The sequence below is a fragment of the Euzebya rosea genome, from assembly GCF_003073135.1.
Classification (GTDB): domain Bacteria; phylum Actinomycetota; class Nitriliruptoria; order Euzebyales; family Euzebyaceae; genus Euzebya; species Euzebya rosea.
This window is the reverse complement of sequence record NZ_PGDQ01000005.1, coordinates 298,440-319,142: the sequence shown is the minus strand read 5'-3', so window position 1 is coordinate 319,142 and position 20,703 is coordinate 298,440. Positions and strand designations below refer to the sequence as shown.

Below are 20,703 nucleotides of genomic sequence, written 5' to 3'. Positions count from 1 at the left end.
CCCGAGCGGGCCCCGCGTTGGCGGAGCACAGTGCTGCATATCGGAGAGTTCGACGTCGGCGCAGGGTTCTCCTGCCCGACGACCACAGGATTCGGTCGAAATCGGTGCCGACTGAAGGAGATCCATCCGATCGTCGACCCGAGGTGTTACCGAAGGTACCAAGGGTGACCGTCAGCTCGGTTCGGGGGCCCCGCCCTGCTCGTCGGCCCGCCGGTGCCGGACGTACCGGCTGACCAGCGGATGGCCGTCGATCCAGAACCGCCACGGCCGGTTGGCGGCCAGCCGGACACCCACCCGTGGCCCGGCCGCAACGACCGGTGGCTCGTGGCCGTCCGCGGCCAGCTGGACCGGGGACGACGGGTCCAGGAGGTCAACCCCACCGAGGGCCCCGTCGATGCCGAGGGCGCTGGCAAGGCGGGCCGGCCCCCGGAGGAGGTCCCGGTCACGGACCCGGTCACCACGACGGGCACGCATCACCGCCTGCCCCTCCACGACCTCGGCCGCACGGAGCAGGACCGCCTGGCCGTGGCCGTCAGGCCCGGTGACCACGTTGGTGCACCAGTGCATGCCGTAGGTGAAGTAGACGTAGGCGTGGCCGGCCGGACCGAACATCACCGCGTTGCGGGGGGTCCGGCCACGGAAGGTGTGGCTGGCGGGGTCGTCCTCGTCGTAGGCCTCCACCTCGATGATGCGGACGGCCGTCCCCTCGTCGGGGCGCTGGAGGATCGTCCCGAGCAGCTGCGGAGCAACGTCGGGGCTGTCCCCCTGCAGGACGGACCGGTCCAGCAGGCGCCGCTCGGTCATCCCAGCCGGTCGCGCTTGGCGGCCACGAACGCCCGCAGCTGCTCCAGCGTGCCGGTGTTCAGCACGTCCGACGGCGTGGCCCAGCCGCGCTGCGCGGTCCACACGCCGTACCGCATGGCGTCGAGGTCACCGACGGAGTGCGCGTCGCAGGAGATGGTGAGGGTGACGCCGGCCTCGACCGCCCGCCGGACCATCTCACCCGACAGGTCCAGCCGGCGCGGCGAGGCGTTGACCTCCAGCGCCGTGCCCGTCTCGCGGCACGCCTCGAGGATGGCAGCCAGGTCGACCTCGAAGCCGGGGCGCTTGCCCAGCTTGCGGCCGGTCAGGTGTCCGATGGCGTTGACGGCGGGCGACTCGATGGCGGCCATGATCCGTGCGGTCTGGGCGGCGCTGTCGCGTTCGAGGCCCGAGTGCACGCTGGCGACGGTCCAGTCGAACTCCAGCAGGAAGTCGGGGTCGTAGTCCAACCCCCCCTCCAGCCCGATGTTGAGCTCCGACGCGTCGAGGATCGCCATCTCGTAGCGATCCCGGAGCGCCCGGATGGCGGCCCTGCGGTCGAGCACCTGCTGGCGGGACAGGCCGTTCATCGAGAGGTCCTCGGCGTGGTCGGTCACCGCCCAGTAGGCGTAGCCCTTGTCCGCGGCTCGGTCGAGCATCTCCTCCAGCGTGGCCTTGCCGTCGCCGGACCAGTCGGAGTGGCCGTGCAGGTCGCCGGTGATGTCGTCGAGCGTCACGACCGCGGGCAGGGTGCCGTCGATCGCGGCGTCGACCTCGCCGGTGTCCTCCCGCATGGTCGGTGGCACCCACGCCAGGTCGACGGCGGCGTACACGTCGGCCTCCGTTCGGCTCGCGACGCGCTCGCCCTGCGTGCCCTCCTCGGTCCGCGTCCAGATGCCGTACTCGTTGAGCAGCAGGCCACGGCGCACGGCCCGCTCCCGGACACGGACGTTGTGGGCCTTCGACCCGGTGAAGTACTGCAGGGCAGCGCCCCATGCGTCGGGTTCGACGACGCGCAGGTCGACCTGGATCCCGCGGACCGTGATGACCGAGGACTTCTTCTCGCCGGCCGCGATCACGGACTGGACCAGGTCGTAGCCGCGGAACGCCTCGTGGATCGGCCCCGGGTCGGCGTCGCTTGCGACCAGCACGTCGATGTCGCCGATCGTGTCGCGCATGCGGCGCAGCGAGCCGGCGTAGTCGACCTGCTGGACGTCGTCGCGTGCCCGCAGCCTTGCGCAGACCTCCTCGGCCAGCGCGATCGCGTCGGCGGCCGGGACACGGTCGGTGTCCTTGCTGCCCATCCGGCGCAGCGACTCCTTGAGGTTGGCGACCGTCTTGGCGCCGAGCCCTGGCAGTCCTGCCACCCGGCCGTCGTCCATGGCCGCCGTCAGCGCCTCGATGGAGTCGATGCCGAGGGACTCGTGCATCAGCACGGCGGTCTTGGGACCGAGTCCCGGGACCCGCGTCAGCTCGACCACCCCGGCCGGGACCTTCTCGCGGAGGTCCTCCAGCATGCCGATGGTGCCGGAGTCCAGGTACTCGCGGATCTTCTTGGCCGTCGACGCGCCGATGCCCTTGACGTCGGCCAGGGCCGCGTCGTCGAGGGTGCCGAGGTCCACCGACGCGGCACCGACGGCGTCGGCGGCGCGTTCGTAGGCGCGGACACGGAAACGATCGGCGCCGCTGATCTTCAGCAGCGTCGCGATCTCGGCGAACCGGCGGTGCAGCTCCTCGTTGACCCAAGCCATGGCGCGCAGCCTACGACCCGCGTGCGACACCGGCTGCTGTGCCGGTCGGCCCGCCCTGCAAGACTGCGAGACATGAAGATCGGATCTTGGGCCCGCGCCGAAGGCGTCGTCGGCATCGTCGCCAAGCTCGACCCCGACGGCACGGTCACCGTGTTCAATCCCGGCGACCGGCAGATGATCGTGGTGCCGTCCGCGCGCTGCCAGCCCCTGCCGACCGGGACCGTGGAGGCCACCATCACCGTCCGGCTCGACGTGCCGCACGGCCTGGGCGAGGACTCCATGACCAGGTGGGTTGCCGCGCTGGTCGACCCGGTGCTCCGCACCAACGCCCGCGCCGCGCTGGAGGAGCAGGGCATGGACGTCGGGGCCTTCGCGATCGAGCCGTCGGTGGAGGTCGTCGAGGTGGCCCAGCCCGACGCCGAGGGGTCCTAACCCGGTCGGTTGGTCGACGACTGCACGTCGCGGTGGGCGTGCAGGTAGGCGGGGAAGAACTCGCGTTCCAGCCGTGACCAGTACTGGACCGCCAGCGACGCGTCCAGCCCGAGGTCGTTGGAGGGGATGTCGGCGGTGGTGCGGTCGCAGGTCTGGACGAGCAGGCCGTGGAGCCGGTTGGCGCGTGCCTCGTCCTGCATGCGGATCTGGATGAGGGTCAGCTCGACGCGCTGCTTGCCGTGGGGCAGCCAGGCCACGGTGCCACCGACCCGGTCACGGTAGATGCGGGCCTTGCCGGTCTCGGCGACGAGCAGGCCCTCACGCCGTGCGAGCTCGTCGATCCGGGCGAGCAGCTGAACCTCGATGCTGGGTGCCATGCGGGGGATGCTATCGACGGGGCCGCGTCGGCTCAGACAACCTCGCCGGCGTCGATGCGCTTCTGCCGCTTCTCCGCCTCGGCCTTGATGCCCTTGGTGGCGATCGACATCACGAGCTTCTGCCCCTGCTTGATGACCAGCTTGGGCAGCGGGATGATCAGGTCGACCATGCCCTCCAGCTCGGCCGTGCAGCCGGTCTCGGTCGGGATGATCGTGTAGGTCCCGCGCTGTGCCCGCTGCACGCCGCCGCTGACGAGCTCCCAGCTGACGGAGTCGTCGGTCCAGGAGTGGTCCACGACCTGTTCGTCGCGGATCCCGACCACCGACATCTTCATCCAGACCCGCTCGGGCCAGCCCTCGTCGTTGTGGCTCTCGATGCGGACCTCCTCGTGGATCCTCGACCACGTCGGGAAGGCCTCGAGGTCGGTCAGGACGTCCCAGACCGTCTCGGGTGCGGCGTCGATGTCGATCCGGGCGCTGGCGTGGACCTCAGCCAAGGGCCATCTCCTTCTCCAGGGGCGTGCGGAAGCGCGGGATCACCACATGGCCCCGTAGCCACGTGGTCAGCCGTTCGGCTTCGACGGCGACCGCGTCCGACCCATCATGACCGATGTCGGCCAGCAGCCGGGTGACCACCCGTCCATCCGCCTGCTGCGCCCAGCCGCCCACGACCCGGCCGTCCAGCCACACGGTCGGGCCGACGTTGCCGTTGCGGTCGAACAGCGGCCCGCCGAACACGGCCCACTCCCCCAGGTACCACCCGCGTTCCTTCCATCCCATCGGCGTCGGGTCCATGGCAGGGAGGAGGGTCACGACGGGCCGGTCGACGGCCGGCGCGGGGCGAACGTCCTCGGGCAGGAGCCATCCCTCTGCGCCGCCGTCGAGGGACACCACGACCGCCGCGACGTCGTCGAGGGCCGCGACGGCGCTGCGCTTGGTCCAGCCGGTCCACCAGCGGATGTCGTCGGTGGTGGCCGGTCCGAACCGGGCGAGGTAGGCACGCAGGAGGTCGGCGCGGGCGGACACCTCCGGGGCGGCGAGCAGGCCGTCGAGGGGCTCGTCGAACCACTGCTCGGTGCGGCTCCAGCGGTACTGGCTGGCCCGCCACGACCCGAGGGGACGGCCCCGGACGATCAGGCCGTCCATCGCCATCAGGTACAGCAACCGGGAGCCGACCGGCTGCTGCTGCACCCACTTGCCCGACCCGAGGGTGATCGGTGTTCGCAGCTCGGGGATGGCCTGTCCCAGTTCGGCTGTTGTCATCGGGGCGGCGCCGTCCAGGACCCGGAGGACCTCCTCGGCCAGCCCGGCGAGCCATCCTTCGGGGTCGGGGTGGACGTCGGAGGCGGTGACGAACGCCAGCAGCTTCCGTCGGTCCGCCGCGGCGACCGGCACGGTTCCCCCGCCCAGCGCGGTGGGCCCGAACGTGCGCGGCACCACCCAGATCGTCCGGCGGATGGTGTGCAGGCGCCACAACGACCGGCGGTCGTACAGCGCGTCGGTGATGTCGCTCCGGGTGACGTCGGGCACGCGGGCCCAGAGCGACAGGAACGGCGTGGTCGGGTCGCTGGAGTGCAGCATGACCAGGTCGGCCACGCACCCCTCGATGTCGGCTGCCGTGCGTCCGAGGTGGTGGCGGTCGACCAGCCTGGCCCGTCGCTCGTCGTCGTCGACGTGTCGCTGTCCCCCCACGGGTGCCTCAGCCGAGGCGTTCGCGGAGGCTGGCGAGCTGCCGTTCGACCGCGGCGGGGGCGGGACCCTGGACGGCCGACCGACGGTGGACGGCGCCCATCGGGTCCAGCAGGCTGCTGACCTGGTCGGCGTCCAGCTCGGGCATGGTGCCGACGAGCTCGTCGGGGGTCAGGTCGGTGATGTCGATGCCGCGTCCCTCGCAGGTGGCGACCAGCTCGCCGACCCGTTCGTGGGCGCTGCGGAAGGGGACGCCGGCGACGACCAGCGCTTCGGCGACGTCGGTGGCGAGGGAGAACCCGCCGGCGGCGGTGCCGGCCAGGCGCTCGCGGTCGAACACGAGGCTGGCCATCATCCCGGCGACGGCGGGGAGGGCGAGCATCAGCGTGTCGACGGCGTCGAAGACGGGCTCCTTGTCCTCCTGCAGGTCACGGTTGTAGGTCAGCGGCAGGCCCTTGAGGGTCACCAGCAGGGTGACGAGGCTGCCGATCAGCCGCCCGGTCTTGCCGCGGACCAGCTCGGCCACGTCGGGGTTGCGCTTCTGCGGCATGATGCTGGATCCGGTCGAGAAGGCGTCGCCGACCCGGCACCACCCGAACTCGGTGCTGGCCCACAGGACCACCTCCTCGCAGAGGCGGGAGAGGTGCACGCCCAGCATCGCGGTGGCCGACAGGAACTCCACGGCGAAATCGCGGTCGGCGACGGTGTCCATGGAGTTGGGGCCGACGCCGGTGTAGCCGAGGGCGTCGGCGTAGCGCTGCGGGTCCAGGGGGAGGGTCAGGCCGGCCATCGCGCCGGAGCCGAGCGGGGAGAAGTCCAGCAGCCGCATGCGGCAGTCGGCGAGCCGGGCGATGTCGCGATCCAGCGCCCACGCGTGGGCCAGCAGGTGGTGGGCGAGCGTGACGGGCTGGGCGCGCTGGAGGTGGGTGAAGCCCGGCGCGATCCAGTCCACCGCACCTTCGGCCTGGTCGGCAAGGACGGCCTGGATGCCGCGCAGGTGTTCGGTCAGCACCGGGATGGTGTCGGCCAGGTACAGCCGGAGGTCACCGACGATCTGGTCGTTGCGGCTGCGCCCGGCCCGCAGTCGGCCGCCTGCCTCGCCGCACAGCTCGATCAGCCGCCGTTCGACCGCGCCGTGCAGGTCCTCGTCGTCGTCGAGGAAGGCGAAGGTGCCGCTGGTGAACTCCTCCTCGATCGTGGCGAGGGCCGTGACGATGTCGGCGTGGTCGTCGTCGGTGACCAGGTCGAGGCGACGGAGCTCGTCGGCGTGGGCGCGGGATCCGGAGAGGTCGTAGGGCCACAGGCGTGCGTCGAAGTGGATCGACCGGCCGAGGTCCCATGCGGCCCGGTCGGGACCGCTGGCGAAGCGCCCGCCCCACAGGCGCCCCTCCCCGGTCGTGCCGGTGGTGCCGCTGCCGTCAGTCGTCATCGTCGTCGTCCTCGTCGTCGGTGTCGTCGTCGTTCCGGGGTTGGATCTCGGTCAGCACCACACGGGCCGCGTCGGCGACCTCGGGGTGGATGTCGCCGTCGTCGTCCCACTCGCGCAGGCGGTCCAGCGCACGCTCGATCCGCTTGCGGTCGGGTTTGTCGCGGACCCGCTCGAGCTCGTGCAGCAGGTCCTCGCCGCGTTCGCCCGCGGCCTCGGGGTCCTGCCCGATGAGGTCGATCATGCCGTCCAGCCCCAGCTCGCGGGCGATGTCGGCGGGGTCCGACGGCGCAACCGGCTGCCCGTCGGCCGCCGGGCTGGTCGGGCTCGGCGGGGGCGAGGGTGTCGTGGACGGCGCCGATGACGCGGTGGGTTCCGACGCCTCTCGGGTCGCGGCGGCATCGGGTGAGGCGGGCACGACCTCGTCGGCGGTCGCGGTCGGCACGACCTCGGGCAGCGTCTGGAAGACCGCGGGGTCGTCCTCGGACGCACCGCATGCCACGACGAGGAGGAGGGTCGTGGCGGCCACCAGGCGGCCCACGACAGGATGGACGCGGCTCACGGCTGGGCCCGGCCGACGTCTGCGGGTTCCTCGTCGCCGGTGACGCGCCGCGCGGGAAGCGTCGGGGTCTTGATGGCGCGCAGGGTCTCGGCGACGTCGTGGCCGGTCGCGGGTTCACGGGCGACGACGAGCACGGTGTCGTCGCCCTGGAGCGTCGCGAGCGTGCCGGCCACGTCGGCCATGTCGATGGCGCTGGCGACCGTGGCGGCGGCGCCAGGAGGGGTCTTGAGGACCGCCAGGTTGCCGCTGGCGTCGATGGCGGTGACGAACTGGCGCATCAGCTGGGCGAGGCCCTGCCGTTCGGTGCCGGCGTAGGCAAGGGTGCCGTCGGCGCCGCGTTGCTTGCCGATGCCGAGCTGCTCGAGGTCACGCGAGACCGTCGCCTGGTTGACCTCGACCCCGTGTCGCGACAGCAGCTCGACGAGCTCGCCCTGCGAGGCGATCTCGTAGGTCGCGACGAGCTGGGCGATCAGGTCCTGCCGTTGGGTGCGGTCGGTCATGGGATGGGTGGCCGGGTCAGGTCAGCAGCGTGATCAGCAGCGCCTTCTGGGCGTGCAGGCGGTTCTCGGCCTGGCTGAACACCACGCTGGCCTCGCCGTCGATGGCCTCCGTCGTGATCTCCTCGCCGCGGTGGGCGGGCAGGCAGTGCATGACGATGGCGTCGGGGCGGGCCGCCGCCATGGCGCTGGCGTTCAGCTGGTAGGGCTTGAACAGCTCGGCCCGCTCCTCGGACTCCGACTCCTGGCCCATGGATGCCCAGACGTCGGTGTACAGCACGTCGGCGTCGACGCAGGCGGCCTCGGGGTCGGTCGTGATGGTGACGGCCCCGCCGCTGAACTCCGCGAGCGTCCGGGCCTCGTCGACGATCTGGGCGTTCGGCGCGTACCCCTCCGGATGCCCGATGACGACGTGCATGCCCGTCATGGCCCCGGCCTTCAGCAGCGAGTGGGCCATGTTGTTGCCATCACCGAGGTAGACCAGCTTGAGGCCCGCCAGGGTCCCCTTGTACTCACGGATCGTCTGCAGGTCGGCGACGGCCTGACAGGGGTGGGTCAGGTCCGACAGCGCGTTGATGATCGGGATGTCGCCGGCTTCGGCGAGGTCCTCCAGCCGATCCTGCCCGAAGGTGCGCAGGACGATGGCGTGCACGTAGCGGGACAGCACGCGTGCGGTGTCTGCGACGGTCTCGCCGCGCCCGAGCTGCAGCTGCTGGCCGGTGAGCACGACGGGGTGGCCGCCCAGCTCGCGGACACCGACCTCGAACGACACGCGGGTCCGGGTCGACGGCTTCTCGAAGATCAGCGCGACGGACTTGCCGTGCAGCACGTCGCCCCACGTGCTGGAGGCGCGGCTGGCGGGCGTCGGCCGTTCGGCCTTCAGGTCGTCGGCCAGGTCGAGGACGGCCAGGAGCTCCTCGGGCTGCAGGTCGTCGACGGTCAGGAAGTGCCGGATCGGGGTGTCGGTCACGGGGCTATCCCTCTCCCCCGACGATCTGCTGGACCCGCAGGAGCAGGTCCTCGACCTCGAAGGGCTTGTTGAACACGTTGGCGTTGCCCAGCCGCTTGCGGGCCTCGTCGGCTGCCTCGGGCTTGCCGGTGACCACGATGACGGGGGTGTCGGAGTGCTCCTCGGCGAGCTCGTCGAGGACCCGCAGGCCACCCACGTCCGGCATCATGATGTCCAGGACGACCACGGCCGGCCGGTGCATCCGCAGCTTGAGCAGGCCCTCGAGCCCGTCGCGTGCGGTCTTGACGTCGATGCCCTCGGCAGCGAAGAGGACCTCGATGAGGTCACGAACGGCACGGTCGTCCTCGACGACGAGGACGACGGGGTCGGGGCGGTCGGCGGGGCGGTCCATCAGGGGGTTCCGTTCTCGTTGGCGGCCGCGGCCAGGGCGTGTCCCAGCCTGCGGAGGCCCTCGTCGATCTCGTCGGGAGTGACGTTCAGCGGTGGGGCCAGGCGCACCGCGTCGCTGGCGACATTGTTCACCACCAGCAGCTGGTCGAGCGCATGTCCGGTCACCGCGGCCGAGATGGGCGCGTCCAGCAGCAGGGCGCGGAGCAGTCCGCGGCCGCGCTGGCCGACCACGTGGGGGCTGTCGAGGGCGATCAGCCCGTCGGCCAGCCGCTGCCCCATCGCGCGGGTGTTGGCCAGCAGGCCCTCGCGGTCGATGACGTCCATGACGGCGTTGGCCGCCGCACACGCCACCGGGTTGCCGCCGAAGGTGGAGGCGTGGTCGCCCGGCTGGAACGCCTTGGCCGCGACGCCGTGGGCGAGGATCGCCCCGATGGGCAGCCCGTTGGCAAGGCCCTTGGCGAGGCAGATCACGTCGGGGACGACGGTGGTGGTCTGCCAGCCGTACCACTCCCCCAGCCGGCCGATGCCGGTCTGGACCTCGTCGACGACGAGCAGGGCGTCGTGGGCGTCGCAGACCTCGCGGGCCCGCTCCAGCATGGCGGCGTCCAGCGGCCGGACCCCACCCTCGCCCTGGACGACCTCGACCCAGACCGCGCAGGTCCGGTCGTCGACGGCTGCGGCGAGCGCGTCGGGGTCGTCGTGGGGGACATGGGTGACCCAGCTGCCGAGCGGCTCGAACGGTTCGTGCTTGGCGGGGTTGCCGGTCAGCTTGAGCGCGCCGAGCAGGCGTCCGTGGAAGCTGCCGGTCAGGGCGACGACGTTGACCTTGGCGGGGTCCCGGTGCTTGCCGTGGCGACGGGCCAGCTTGATGGCGGCCTCGTTGGCCTCGGCCCCGGAGTTGCAGAAGAAGGCACGGCCGTCGGCCCAGCCAGCCGCGTCACGCAGCTTCGCGGCCAGCTCCAGCGCCGGGGTGGTGGCGAACAGGTTCGAGGTGTGGCTGAGCGTGCTGGCCTGGGCCGTGATGGCCTCGGTGACCGCCGGGTGGGCGTGGCCGAGGCTGGTGACCGCCAGGCCGCAGAGGAAGTCGAGGTGGTCCCGGCCGGCGTCGTCGGTCAGCCAGCTGCCGTGGCCGGAGACGAACGTGCGTGCCTGCGCGCCGTAGGTGGGCAGCAGGACCTGGTCGGCGGTGGGGGCGGTCACGGTGCGGGCTCCGGGAGGATCATGGTGCCGATGCCGGAGTCGGTGAAGATCTCCAGCAGGATGGCGTGCTCGATGCGGCCGTCGAGGAGGTGCGCCTGGGGGACGCCCCCGTCCAAGGCGGCCACGATGCTGGCGACCTTGGGGATCATGCCGGTGACCAGCTCGTCGTCAGCGATCATCTGCCGCAGGCGACCGACGCCGACCTCGCTGAGGAGGGTGGAGTCGGGGGTGCCGAAGTTCTCGTAGAGGCCGGCCACGTTGGTGAGGTAGATCAGCTTGTCGGCGCCGAGGGCCTGGGCCACGGCGCCGGCGACCTCGTCGGCGTTGACGTTGACCGTCTGCCCGTCGGCGGTGCTGCACAACGTCGCCATGACGGGGATCCGACCGGAGTCCAGCATCTGGTCGAGCAGCTGGGGGTCGACGTGGTCGACCCGGCCGACGAAGCCCATCCGGGGGTCGTGCTGCACGGCGATGACCTGGCTGGAATCGGTGCCCGCTACGCCGACGGCCGGGGCACCGGCGTCGGAGATCATCCGCACCAGCATCGGGTTGACCTGGCCGAGGAGCGCCATCTGGACGGCCTGCAGCGTCGGGGCGTCGGTGACCCGGCGCCCGTCGACGAACGCGGTCTCCAGGCCGAGCCGGTCGGCCAGCTGGCTGATCTGCGGGCCGCCGCCGTGCACGACGACGACGCGGACGCCCACGGAGTGCAGCAACGCGATGTCCCGCGCGAACGACGGGTCCTCACCGGGTCCGGTGTCGGTCGGCGTCAGCGCGGTGTTGGTCTCGCCGTCCTCCGGACGGCCGCCCTCGCTGCGGTCCAGTGGTGTCCTCGCGAGGGCGTTGCCCCCGTACTTGACCACCAGCGTCTGGCCAGCCCACCGAGTCATCCACGGCAGGGCCTCCTGCAGCACCCTCGCCTTGTCCTGCGCCAGCTTCAGCCGGTCGTTGACCAGCACCTCGGCCGTCATGTCGTGTACTCCGCGTTGATCGTGATGTACCCGTGCGTCAGGTCACAGGTGATGAAGGTGGCCCGGCCGCTGCCGAGGCCGAGGTCGATGCGGACATCGACGTCGGGGGCCTGCATGGCCTCGCTGGCGGCGGCCCGGTCGAAGTCGGCCTTGACACCCCCGCGGCAGACGACGTGTCCGGCGATGGCGATCTCGATGCCGGTCGGGTCGATGTCGACGCCGGCCGCGCCGACGGCGGCGATGATCCTCCCCCAGTTGGGGTCGGCCCCGGCGAAGGCGGTCTTGACGAGGTTGTCGTCGCCGACCCTGCGGGCGACCGCGAGGGCGTCGGCCTCGGTGGCGGCACCCGAGACGGTGAGGTGGATGACGTGCTCGGCGCCCTCGCCGTCCCGCACCATCTGGATGGCGAGGTCGGCCAGGACGGCGTGCAGGCCCGCCTCGATGGCGGTGTTGGAGGGTGGGGTCACGGCGGTGCCGCCGGCCAGGAACACGATGGTGTCGTTGGTGCTGATGACCCCGTCGACGCTGACCCGGTTGAACGTCGCGTCGACCGCACGCCGGAGCATCCCGTCGGCGACGAGCGGGTCCAGCGGGGCGTCGGTGGTGACGACGGCGAGCATCGTGGCAAGGGACGGGGCGATCATCCCCGACCCCTTGCACATGCCGCCGATGGTGGCCGAGCCGCCCTCGTCGTCGGTGACGTGGACCGCCGACTCCTTGCTGACCAGGTCGGTCGTCATGATGGCTTCGGCCGCGTCCAGCCCGCCGTTGGGGTCGGCCGCGGCGACCAGGGGGGCGATGCCGTCGAGGTAGGGCTGCGCGGGGATGGGCTCACCGATCACGCCGGTGGAGCACAGCAGGACCTCCTCGGGGTCGCAGCCGAGCGCCTCGGCGGTTGCCGCGGCGGCGTCGCGGGCCAGCTGGAGTCCCTCGGGGCCGCAGCACACGTTGGCGCTGCCGCTGTTGAGGACGACCGCCCGGGCACGTCCGCCGGTGGCGAGCAGGTGTTCGCGGGACACGGTGACGGGCGCCGCCTGGATCCGGTTGGCCGTGAAGACGGCGGTGGCCGTTGCCACGTCGTCGGCGACGACGATGGCCATGTCGGGCCGGCCGCTGCCCTTCAGGCCGGCGGTGATGCCACCCGCGGCGAAGCCCCACGGGGCGGTCACGCCGTCGTCGAGCGGCATGATCTGGTGGACGGGTTCGTCCTGCTCGTCGATGGGCTGGTCGGTGGGGTCGGGGCTCACGGGTAGACCGCCATGGTGGGCAGGCCGGCGGCCTCGGGCAGGCCGAGGGCGACGTTGGCGGCCTGGACGGCCTGTCCCGCGGCGCCCTTGGTCAGGTTGTCGATCGCGCAGGACACGGTGACCCGGCCGGTGCGCGGGTCGACGGCGGCGCCGACGTGGGCGGTGTTGGCGCCGACGACGTGGGTCGACTCGGGCCAGCCGTCGACGACGGTCACGAAGGGTTCGGCGTCGTAGGCGTCGTGGAAGGCCGCCAGCACGGCGTCGGCGTTGCCGGCGTCAAGCATCTGGGCGTTGAGGGTGACGACCATGCCGCGGACCTGCGGGACGAGGTGCGGGGTGAAGCTGACGGGATGGTCGGCGCCGGTGAGGGCGCTCCACTGCTGCTCGATCTCGGGGGTGTGCCGATGGGTCGGCGCGCCGTAGGCAGCGGTGTTGGCGGTGGCGTGCGAGACGTGGAGGGTGTCGCGCAGGCCACGTCCGGCACCGCTGGTCCCGGACATGCCGACGATGGTGAGCGTCGCAGGGTCGACCAGCCCGGCGAGGGGCTTGAGGCCCAGCAGGGTGGCGGTCGGGTAGCAGCCCGGGCCGGCGACGAGGTCGGCGCCGGCGATGGCGTCGCGGTTCAGCTCCGGCAGGCCGTAGACGGCGGGTGTCAGCTCGGGAGCGGTGTGGTCCATGCGGTACCACTCCTCGAACACCTCCGCGGGCAGCCGGAAGGCGCCGGACAGGTCGACGACCGTCGTGCCCTGCGCCAGCAGCGGCGGCGCCAGCTCCATCGACACGGCGTGCGGGGTGGCGAGGAACACCAGGTCGCAGCCCTCGAGCGCCTCGGGGGTCGAGGGCGCGAGGGTGCCGGAGGCGTTGAGGTGGGGGAAGACCGCCGAGAGGTCCTCGCCTGCGCGCGAACCGGCCGCGATGGTGCGAACCTTCAGGGTGGGATGTCCCGCGAGCAGCCGCAGCAGCTCGCCACCTCCGTAGCCGGATCCACCGACGATGCCTGTATCCATTCCGACAGTGTGCATGGATATGCATCACGTATGCAATACGTCGGGGTGGCCGTTCGACCGGGCGGGGCCGGCGCACGTCGTCGGGGCGGTCGTGCCGGTACGCTCCCGCGCCATGCGGACCCGTGTCGAGATCGTCCAGGATCGGTTGCAGCGTCGTCTCGGGCGGGCCACCGGCCCCGGCCCCGTGCTGGCCGACGACGACCCCGTCGTGGAGGGCTCCAGCCTGACCGTCGCGCGAGCCCGTGACCTGCTGATCGACATGCTGACGTCCCGGTCCCTCGACGTGGCCGCCCGGCGCCTGAAGGCCAGCGGGCAGTCCTACTACACGATCTCCTCGGCGGGCCACGAGGCCAACGCCGTCATCGGCGCGCTGACCCGGCCGACCGACCCGGCGTTCCTGCACTACCGCTCCGGCGGGTTCGTCATGGCCCGGTCGCGCCAGATCGCCGATGTCGACCCGATCCGCGACACGATCCGGTCCTTCACCGCCGCGGCATCGGATCCGATCGCCGAGGGCCGCCACAAGGTATGGGGGTCCGTGGCCGGCTGGATCCCGCCGCAGACCTCGACCATCGCCAGCCACCTGCCCAAGGCGGTCGGGACGGCGTTCGCCATCGAGCGGGCCCGTCGCCTCGGCTACGCGCTGGACGTGCCCGACGACGCGATCGTCGTGTGCTCCTACGGGGACGCCTCGGCCAACCACGCCTCGGCCCTGGCGGGCATCAACGCCGCCCGGTACAGCCAGCGGCGGGGAGCACGGGCGCCGGTCGTCTTCGTCTGCGAGGACAACGGGCTGGGGATCAGCGTCGACACGCCGCGGCGATGGATCCACTCCAGCTTCTCGGGCCTGCCCCACCTGAAGTACGTCCCGGCCGAGGGAGACATCGACCAGGTCTGGGCGGCGGTGGAGGAGGCCGTCGACCACTGCCGTCGCACCCGTGGGCCGGTGCTGCTGCACCTCAAGACCGTCCGGCTGTGGGGCCACGCGGGCTCCGACGTCGAGGCCACGTACCGCACGCTGCCCGAGATCGAGACCGACGAGGAACGCGACCCGATCGCCCTGGCCGGCGAACGGCTGGCCGCGCTGGGCGCCACCGACGGCGACGGGATGGCGCTGCTGGCCGCCGAGGTCGACGAACGGGTCCAGCGAGCCGCCGACGTGCTGGCCGGCGGGGCCACCCTGCCCGACCGCGCCGCCGTGATGGCCCCGCTGGCACCGTGGCATCCCGACGAGGTGGCAGCCGACGCCGTCGGCGCCCTGCCCGACGACGAGCGCCGTGCCGCGCTGGGCGACGACCTGCCCGAGCACGCCACCGCCCCGGCCCGCCGCACCATGGCCGCCCACATCAACGCCGCCCTCCACGACGAGCTCGCCCGCCGGCCCGAAGCGCTGGTCTTCGGCGAGGACGTCGGCCGCAAGGGCGGCGTGTACCACGTGACCGCGGGCCTCCAGGAGCGGTTCGGGCGGGACCGGGTCTTCGACACCCTGCTGGACGAGACGACCATCCTCGGGGTGGCGCAGGGTGCGGCGCTGCTGGGCTTCCTGCCCGTCCCGGAGATCCAGTACCTGGCCTACGTGCACAACGCGCTCGACCAGATCCGGGGCGAGGCCGCGTCGTTGTCGTTCTTCTCCGCCGGGCAGTACACCAACCCGATGGTGGTCCGCATCGCCGGGCTCGCCTACCAGAAGGGCTTCGGCGGCCACTTCCACAACGACAACTCCATCGGCGCGCTGCGCGACATCCCGGGCCTGGCGATCGCCTGCCCGAGCCGCGGAGACGAGGCCGCCCGCCTGCTGCGGACCGCCATGGCGATGGCGGCCATCGACGGCCGGGTCGTGGCGTTCCTCGAGCCGATCGCGCTGTACCACGAGAAGGACCTGCACGAACCCGGCGACGGCGAGTGGCTGTTCGACTACCCCGCACCGGGTTCGGACCCCCTGCTGCCGGGCGACGTCGGGATCCACGACCCGCCCGGTGAGGCCGAGCCGACCATGCTGATCGTCAGCTACGCCAACGGCCTGCGCATGTCGTTGCAGGCCGCGCGGCTGCTGGCCGACCAGGGCGTCGCCGCCCGCGTGCTGGACCTGCGCTGGCTGAGCCCCCTCCCGCTGGAGGCCGTCGCCCGCCAAGCCGAGGCCTGCGGCCGGCTGCTGGTCGTCGACGAGTGCCGCGCCACGGCCGGCGGGGTGGCCGATGCGCTGCTGGCCGGCACGATCGAGCGGGGCGTCACGGTGCCCATGTCGACGGTGCGGGCAGCCGACTCGTTCGTGCCGTTGGGCCCGGCCGCCGACACCGTCCTGGTCGACACCGGCCAGGTCGTCGCCGCCGCCCTGGACCTGGCTGCCCGCTGACCCCGACCGCCCGCTGACCCGGCGGCCCGCCGACCCCGACCGCCCGCCGACCCCGGCGGCCCGCTGACCCCGGCCCGGGGGGGTCGACTGCGCCGCCCCCTGCTGGCGCGATCGGGGCCGGCGTCGGCCATGCGCGACGCAGGCCCCGATCGTGCCGAAAAGCGCCGACGACGCCGGGGGGAGCCAGCGTCGTCGTCTCGGTGTGTCAGGGGCCGTACGGTGTCGAGTGCTCGAGGGCGACCCGGGACGGTTCGGCATGACGTCCTGTGGTGGTGCCCGCTGATCGGCGGGCACTCGGGGTGCTAGGCGGCGACCGGCACCTCGGCCACGTCGTCGACCAGCAGCAGGTGGGCGGCGTAGCCGACGCGCTCCTGCCAGTTCATGTCGGTGGCGGCGGCCACCAGGGCCGTGACGCCGTCCAGGCGCCGGTCGCTCGGGTCGATCCCGAGCATCTGCGCGGCGGCGCGGACGGGGGCGGCCTCGTGCATCCCTTCGTCCCACTGGGCGGCAAGGACGAGCTGGGACACGAGCTGTTCGGTCGTCATCTCGTTGGTCATCGTGGTCCCCTTGAATGGTGTGGTGTGCCCGCGGTTCGGGCCGGTCTCGGGGTGAACCCGTGTACGCGGCCCACCCTTCCCCTCGAGACGCGTTTCAACCGTCCCGGGTTCCCTTTCGTAATGATCTTTACTACCGCTTTGCCGGAGGCCGACGGGACCGTGCCCTTCCGTCGTAGGCTGCCGACCATGGTGCGCTTCGACGACGAGCCGACGACTGCCGTCCAGCTGGACATCCCGGCGACGCCGGAGGCCATCTGGCCGATCGTGACCGACATCACGCTGCCGGTGGACCACAGCCCCGAGCTGCAGCGAGTCGAGTGGGTGGACGGACACGCCGAACCCGCCGTGGGCGCCCGGTTCGACGGCCACAACCGTCGCGGCGACCTGGCCTGGACGGCCCGCTGCGTGATCACCGAGCTGGACCCCCCGCGCCGCTTCACGTGGGTCCCCGGCCACGACAGCGAACACGGGGCCTACTCCGCCTTCGGGTTCGAGCTCTCCCCCTCCGACGACGGGACGACGGTCACGCAATGGGTGCGGCTGGGACCGGGCCGCTCCGGTCTCACGTGGGCGATCAGGCAGAACCCCGACCAGGAGGAGCAGATCATCGAGGGCCGCCTCGCCGCCTTCCGCGAGTCGATGACCCGCAACCTGGAGGAGGTTCGCCGTCGCGCCGTCGACGCGGCGGGCCCCACCCCCGGCGCAGCGCCGCGGGGGCGTCGGCGGGGACGGCCGGCGACCGCGGCGGCACGGGGGCCACGCGCCGATAGGGCGCACCCAGCGGGGGCCGAGGGTCCTCCTCCCCCTTGTTGGGCCACAGCGACATGGCCCGTTCCGTCATCGCCGTGATCGACAACGACGGGTTCACCCCGAGGTTGGCGGTGATGGCCGCGCCGTCGCAGACGTGGATGCCCTCGTGCCCGTACAGGCGGTGGTACGGATCGATCACGCCGGTCTCGGGTGAGTCGCCGATCGGCGCGCCGCCGATGATGTGTGCGGTGGTGGGCACGTTGAGCGTCGCCTCGAAGATCGACCCGACCGCGGTGCCGCCCATCTCCTCCGCACCGATCCTGGCCGCCTCGTTCGCCGCGGGGATCCACGTCGGGTTCGGTGACCCGTGACCCTGCTCGGTGGACAGGAACGACCCGAACGGGGTGCGCTTGCGGATCGTCTGCAGGGAGTTGTCGAGGGACTGCATGACCAGCAGCGCGACGGTGCGCTCGGGCCAGCGGGTCTGGAAGAGGTTGCGGAAGAACTCCCCCGGGCGTGTCAGCAGCATCAGGAGGAAGCGGAGGGGGCGGGGGATGGCGCCACCACCGTCGACCATGGGTGCGGTGATGCCGCGCATGGCGTCGCTGCCCTTGCCGTAGCGGACGTTCTCGATGTGGGTGTGCTCGTCGACGTGGATGGACGCGGTGATCGCCACGCCCCTGGAGTAGTCGACGCCGTCGGTCCCGGCGCTGGCGGCGACGATCGCCTCGGAGTTGGTGCGGGTCAGGCTGCCCAAGCGGGGCGAGATGTGGTCCAGCGGCCCATCCTCTGCGAAGCGATGCAGCAGCTTCTGGGTGCCCAGCGACCCGGCCGAGAAGATGACCTGGTCGGCCCGGATGACGGTCCGTTCGGGGGTCCGCCACAGCGGCGTCCCGGGCGTCTCGGCCAGCAGCGCCCATCGCCCGTCGCTGGCGCGCCGCATGTCGACCACGCGGCGTTCGGGCACGACCCGCGCGCCCTGCTTCTCGGCCAGGTACAGGTAATTGTGGTCCAGGGAGTTCTTGGCGTTGTGCCGGCAGCCGACCATGCAGTTGCCGCACCTGATGCAGCCGGTGCGGGTAGGGCCGACACCGCCGAAGTAGGGGTCCTCGACGGTCCTGCCGGGTGTGCCGAACCAGACGCCCACGTCGGTCTTGTGGAAGGTGTCCTCCACCCCCATGCGCCGGCCGATGGACAGCAGCAGGTCGTCGGCCGGCGAGTGGAAGGGCACTTGGTTCACGCCCAGCATCCGCTTGGCCTGGTCGTAGTGGGCGGCCAGCTCGTCACGCCAGTCGGTGATGTGGCCCCACGCCCGGTCGGTCCAGTAGTGCTCCAGCGGTTCGTAGAGGGTGTTGGCGTAGATGACCGAGCCACCGCCGACGGCCGCGCCCGACAGGATGAAGACGTCCTTCAGCAGCGTCATGCGCTGGGCGCCCCGCATGCCGAGCCGGGGGAACCAGAAGAACTTGTCGACCCGTCGGTTCGTGGTCGGCAGCGTCTCGGCGGTCCAGCGGCGCCCCTCCTCCACCACCGTCACGTCGTAGCCCTTCTCGGTCAGGCGGAGGGCAGAAACGCTGCCCCCGAACCCGGAGCCGATGATCGCCACGTCGGTCTCGATCGTGTCGATGCGGTCGGTGTGCGTTCGCGCCATCGGTGCCCTCCGGCTCGGTCGGTTAACGGCGTTAAGTCAACACTCTTGCACGTCTCGGGCAGCGGCGCGAACGCCATCGACCCGTGGGTCGGTCAGGCGAACGCCGCCACCAGGGGGGCCAGCTCGGCCACCCGTTCCGGGGTGGTGACCGGCAGGTTGATGATGGCGGTGTGGACGCCGACGTCGGCGTAGGCGCGGAACCGGCCGATCTGGTCCTCGATCGTGCCGGCGCCGAGGGACTCCGCGGTGGTCTCGGGCGCGCGGTCGGGGCGGGTCAGCTCGGCGACCCGACCGGCCAGCGTGTCGGCGTCGGGTGCGGCCAGGACCGTCCCGAGGGTGGTGACCTCGATGTCGTCGAACGGACGGTCGACGTCGGCGCAGTGGCCGCGCAGCACCTCCAGCTTGCGGGCCACCGTCTCGGGGTCCCCGAAGAGGTTGCAGGCGTCGGCGTGTTCGGCGACCAGCCGCAGGGTGGTTCGTTCACCGGACCCGCCGACCAGGATCGGCACCTGCTCCTGCAGCGGGCGCGGGTAGCAGATCGCCTCCGGCACGGTGATCGTCTCGCCGTCGAAGCGTGGCGATCCGGGCCCCCACATCAGCGGCAGCAGTCGCAGGGCGTCGCGCAGCCGGGCGTAGCGGTCGGCGACGTCGGGGAACCCCCAGCCGTAGGCCTCGTGCTCCCGTTCGAACCAGGCGGCACCGAGCCCCGCGATGGCCCGTCCCCCGCTGAGCACGTCGACGGTGGCGATGATCTTCGCGAGGTGTGCGGGGTTGCGGTAGGTGATGCCGGTGACCAGCGTGCCGAGCCGGATCCGTTCGGTGACGCCAGCCATCCACGCCAGCGTCGTCCACGACTCCAGCATGTCCTCCCACTCCCTGCCGACCTGGGGGATCTGCATCAGGTGGTCCATGACCCAGAGGGAGTGGAACCCGGCGTCCTCCGCCGCCCGGGCGACCTCGCGCAGGTGGCTGGCCAGGTCGGGCGGTTCAGGGTCGAAGCGGGGCAGCTGCAGGCCGAATCGCATGGTGACGGGCTCCTGTGTCTGGCGGTGGTGGAGGGACGGGGCGTCGAGCAGGTCCGGCGGGACGACGACGGCGTCGTCGGGACGGACGACCCGGTCGAACCCCTCGCTGCGCAGCAGGTCGTCGGTGGTGACCTCGGCCGTCCGGATCTGGCGGGACAGCGCCCCCGCCGGGATGCGCGGCAGGCGGGCGGCGTTGCGGGCACGGACCTCCGCGGCTGGTGTGTCGAAGACGACGGCGAAGGCGGGCAACCCGTGCCGGTGGGCGAGGGCCACCCACGCGGCCCGCCGGTCGGCCTGCAGTCCGGTCGTGTCGATGACGGTCAGCAGCCGCTTCTTCAGGCGCATGGCGACGATGCGTTCGAGCAGGTCGAAGGCGTCGTTGCCCGCCCGCTGGTCGTGCCGGGTCTCCCCCACGACGGCACGCAGGTCGTCGCTGGCCACGACCTGCTCGGGCCGCAGGTACCGCGCTGCCCACGTGGACTTCCCTGCGCTCGACGGCCCGATCAGGACGACCAGGCAGCGGGTGGGCAGGCGCAGCACGGCACGACGATACTCCCCTCTCGGGACGATTCGGGACGCCACCGAACGGGAACACGGGTGACCATGACGATCTTCGAAGCCCTCCGCGAGAGCCACGACACGCAGCGCACACTCCTCGACCAGCTGGTGAAGACCCACGGCGACAGCGACGGTCGCCGCGAGCTGTTCGACCGGCTGAAGGACGAGCTGGACCGCCACGCGCTGGCGGAGGAACGCCACTTCTACGTGCCGCTCATGGAGCACGACCTGACGCAGGAGAAGTCGCGCCACTCCGTCGCCGAGCACCATGAGATGGACGAGCTGGTGGAGGAGCTGGAGTCCACCGACATGTCCTCCCCCGGGTGGATCGCCACGGCGCGGACCCTCAAGGAACGGGTCGAGCACCACCTGGACGAGGAGGAGCAGGAGGTGTTCCAGATGGCCGGCAAGGCGCTGACCGACGAGCAGAAGTCACGGCTGGCCGAGGAGTACCGCGCCCACATGGAGGAGCTGGCCGCGAGCTGAACC

General features: G+C 72.1%; 20 protein-coding genes and 1 pseudogene. 4 read left to right on the top strand and 17 right to left on the bottom strand.

The genetic code is table 11. From position 1 onward, the window contains the following. Positions 1-171: 171 nt before the first annotated feature. Positions 172-804 (bottom strand): DNA-3-methyladenine glycosylase, encoded by a 633-nt coding sequence (locus CUC05_RS08585; RefSeq protein WP_108665665.1) that lies wholly within the window; start codon positions 802-804, stop codon positions 172-174. Beyond that, positions 801-2,552 (bottom strand): DNA polymerase/3'-5' exonuclease PolX, encoded by a 1,752-nt coding sequence (gene polX / locus CUC05_RS08580; protein ID WP_108665664.1) that lies wholly within the window; start codon positions 2,550-2,552, stop codon positions 801-803. The genes CUC05_RS08585 and polX overlap by 4 nt, the downstream gene beginning before the upstream one ends. Before the next feature lie 72 nt (positions 2,553-2,624). Here polX and CUC05_RS08575 point away from each other — a divergent pair, with 72 nt between their 5' ends. After that, a complete protein-coding gene (locus CUC05_RS08575; RefSeq protein WP_108665663.1) occupies positions 2,625-2,984 on the top strand; it encodes a tudor domain-containing protein in 360 nt (119 codons plus the stop codon). Here the strand turns inward: CUC05_RS08575 and CUC05_RS08570 are convergent. The 12 genes from CUC05_RS08570 to argC are packed head-to-tail and all read right to left on the bottom strand — an operon-like array spanning position 2,981 to position 13,320. Further along, positions 2,981-3,361, bottom strand: a complete 381-nt coding sequence (locus CUC05_RS08570; protein ID WP_108665662.1) for a hypothetical protein — start codon at positions 3,359-3,361, stop codon at positions 2,981-2,983. The genes CUC05_RS08575 and CUC05_RS08570 overlap by 4 nt on opposite strands. A gap of 32 nt (positions 3,362-3,393) precedes the next feature. Then, entirely contained in the window at positions 3,394-3,858 is a 465-nt protein-coding gene (locus CUC05_RS08565) for an SRPBCC family protein (RefSeq protein ID WP_108665661.1), read from the bottom strand. Continuing rightward, positions 3,851-5,053, bottom strand: coding sequence for a winged helix DNA-binding domain-containing protein (locus CUC05_RS08560; RefSeq protein ID WP_108665660.1), 1,203 nt, complete (start codon positions 5,051-5,053; stop codon positions 3,851-3,853). The genes CUC05_RS08565 and CUC05_RS08560 overlap by 8 nt, the downstream gene beginning before the upstream one ends. 7 nt (positions 5,054-5,060) lie before the next feature. Next, a complete protein-coding gene (argH, locus tag CUC05_RS08555) occupies positions 5,061-6,479 on the bottom strand; it encodes an argininosuccinate lyase (RefSeq protein WP_108665659.1) in 1,419 nt (472 codons plus the stop codon). Continuing rightward, a complete protein-coding gene (locus CUC05_RS08550; RefSeq protein WP_157965372.1) occupies positions 6,469-7,017 on the bottom strand; it encodes a hypothetical protein in 549 nt (182 codons plus the stop codon). Before CUC05_RS08550 ends, argH begins: the two co-directional genes overlap by 11 nt. A gap of 17 nt (positions 7,018-7,034) precedes the next feature. Then, complete coding sequence (locus CUC05_RS08545) at positions 7,035-7,538, bottom strand: arginine repressor (protein WP_108665657.1); 504 nt, start codon at positions 7,536-7,538, stop codon at positions 7,035-7,037. 16 nt (positions 7,539-7,554) lie between these two features. Further along, positions 7,555-8,505 carry an ornithine carbamoyltransferase gene (argF, locus tag CUC05_RS08540; RefSeq protein WP_240606226.1) on the bottom strand — a complete coding sequence of 317 codons (951 nt, stop codon included), beginning with the start codon at positions 8,503-8,505 and terminating at the stop codon, positions 7,555-7,557. Positions 8,506-8,509: 4 nt separating this feature from the next. Further along, on the bottom strand, positions 8,510-8,896 hold the full coding sequence (locus CUC05_RS08535) for a response regulator transcription factor (RefSeq protein ID WP_108665656.1): 387 nt from the start codon (positions 8,894-8,896) through the stop codon (positions 8,510-8,512). Next, positions 8,896-10,095: an acetylornithine transaminase gene (locus CUC05_RS08530; RefSeq protein WP_108665655.1), complete on the bottom strand. Its 1,200-nt coding sequence runs from the start codon at positions 10,093-10,095 to the stop codon at positions 8,896-8,898. The genes CUC05_RS08535 and CUC05_RS08530 overlap by 1 nt, the downstream gene beginning before the upstream one ends. Beyond that, positions 10,092-11,066: an acetylglutamate kinase gene (gene argB / locus CUC05_RS08525; RefSeq protein ID WP_108665654.1), complete on the bottom strand. Its 975-nt coding sequence runs from the start codon at positions 11,064-11,066 to the stop codon at positions 10,092-10,094. Before argB ends, CUC05_RS08530 begins: the two co-directional genes overlap by 4 nt. Continuing rightward, on the bottom strand, positions 11,063-12,313 hold the full coding sequence (argJ, locus tag CUC05_RS08520) for a bifunctional glutamate N-acetyltransferase/amino-acid acetyltransferase ArgJ (protein WP_205712214.1): 1,251 nt from the start codon (positions 12,311-12,313) through the stop codon (positions 11,063-11,065). The genes argB and argJ overlap by 4 nt, the downstream gene beginning before the upstream one ends. Continuing rightward, the gene (gene argC / locus CUC05_RS08515; protein ID WP_157965371.1) at positions 12,310-13,320 is read right to left on the bottom strand and encodes an N-acetyl-gamma-glutamyl-phosphate reductase; all 1,011 of its coding nucleotides are present in this window, start codon (positions 13,318-13,320) and stop codon (positions 12,310-12,312) included. Before argC ends, argJ begins: the two co-directional genes overlap by 4 nt. Before the next feature lie 112 nt (positions 13,321-13,432). Between argC and CUC05_RS08510 the strand changes: the two genes are divergently transcribed. Beyond that, a complete protein-coding gene (locus CUC05_RS08510; RefSeq protein ID WP_170127958.1) occupies positions 13,433-15,673 on the top strand; it encodes a thiamine pyrophosphate-dependent enzyme in 2,241 nt (746 codons plus the stop codon). Between the two features lie 302 nt (positions 15,674-15,975). On the opposite strand, the gene CUC05_RS08505 is transcribed toward CUC05_RS08510, so the two are convergent. Further along, a complete protein-coding gene (locus CUC05_RS08505) occupies positions 15,976-16,230 on the bottom strand; it encodes a hypothetical protein (RefSeq protein ID WP_108665651.1) in 255 nt (84 codons plus the stop codon). Between the two features lie 120 nt (positions 16,231-16,350). On the opposite strand from CUC05_RS08505, the pseudogene CUC05_RS26090 reads away from it, so the two are divergent. Further along, positions 16,351-16,767, top strand: a pseudogene (locus CUC05_RS26090) (SRPBCC family protein); the annotation flags it as partial. A gap of 67 nt (positions 16,768-16,834) precedes the next feature. Here the strand turns inward: CUC05_RS26090 and CUC05_RS08495 are convergent. Then, positions 16,835-18,631, bottom strand: a complete 1,797-nt coding sequence (locus CUC05_RS08495) for a GMC oxidoreductase (RefSeq protein WP_205712213.1) — start codon at positions 18,629-18,631, stop codon at positions 16,835-16,837. A gap of 92 nt (positions 18,632-18,723) precedes the next feature. Then, a complete protein-coding gene (locus CUC05_RS08490) occupies positions 18,724-20,196 on the bottom strand; it encodes a TIGR03560 family F420-dependent LLM class oxidoreductase (RefSeq protein WP_170127957.1) in 1,473 nt (490 codons plus the stop codon). 63 nt (positions 20,197-20,259) lie between these two features. On the opposite strand from CUC05_RS08490, the gene CUC05_RS08485 reads away from it, so the two are divergent. Further along, the gene (locus CUC05_RS08485) at positions 20,260-20,700 is read left to right on the top strand and encodes a hemerythrin domain-containing protein (protein WP_108665648.1); all 441 of its coding nucleotides are present in this window, start codon (positions 20,260-20,262) and stop codon (positions 20,698-20,700) included. Positions 20,701-20,703: the final 3 nt, after the last annotated feature.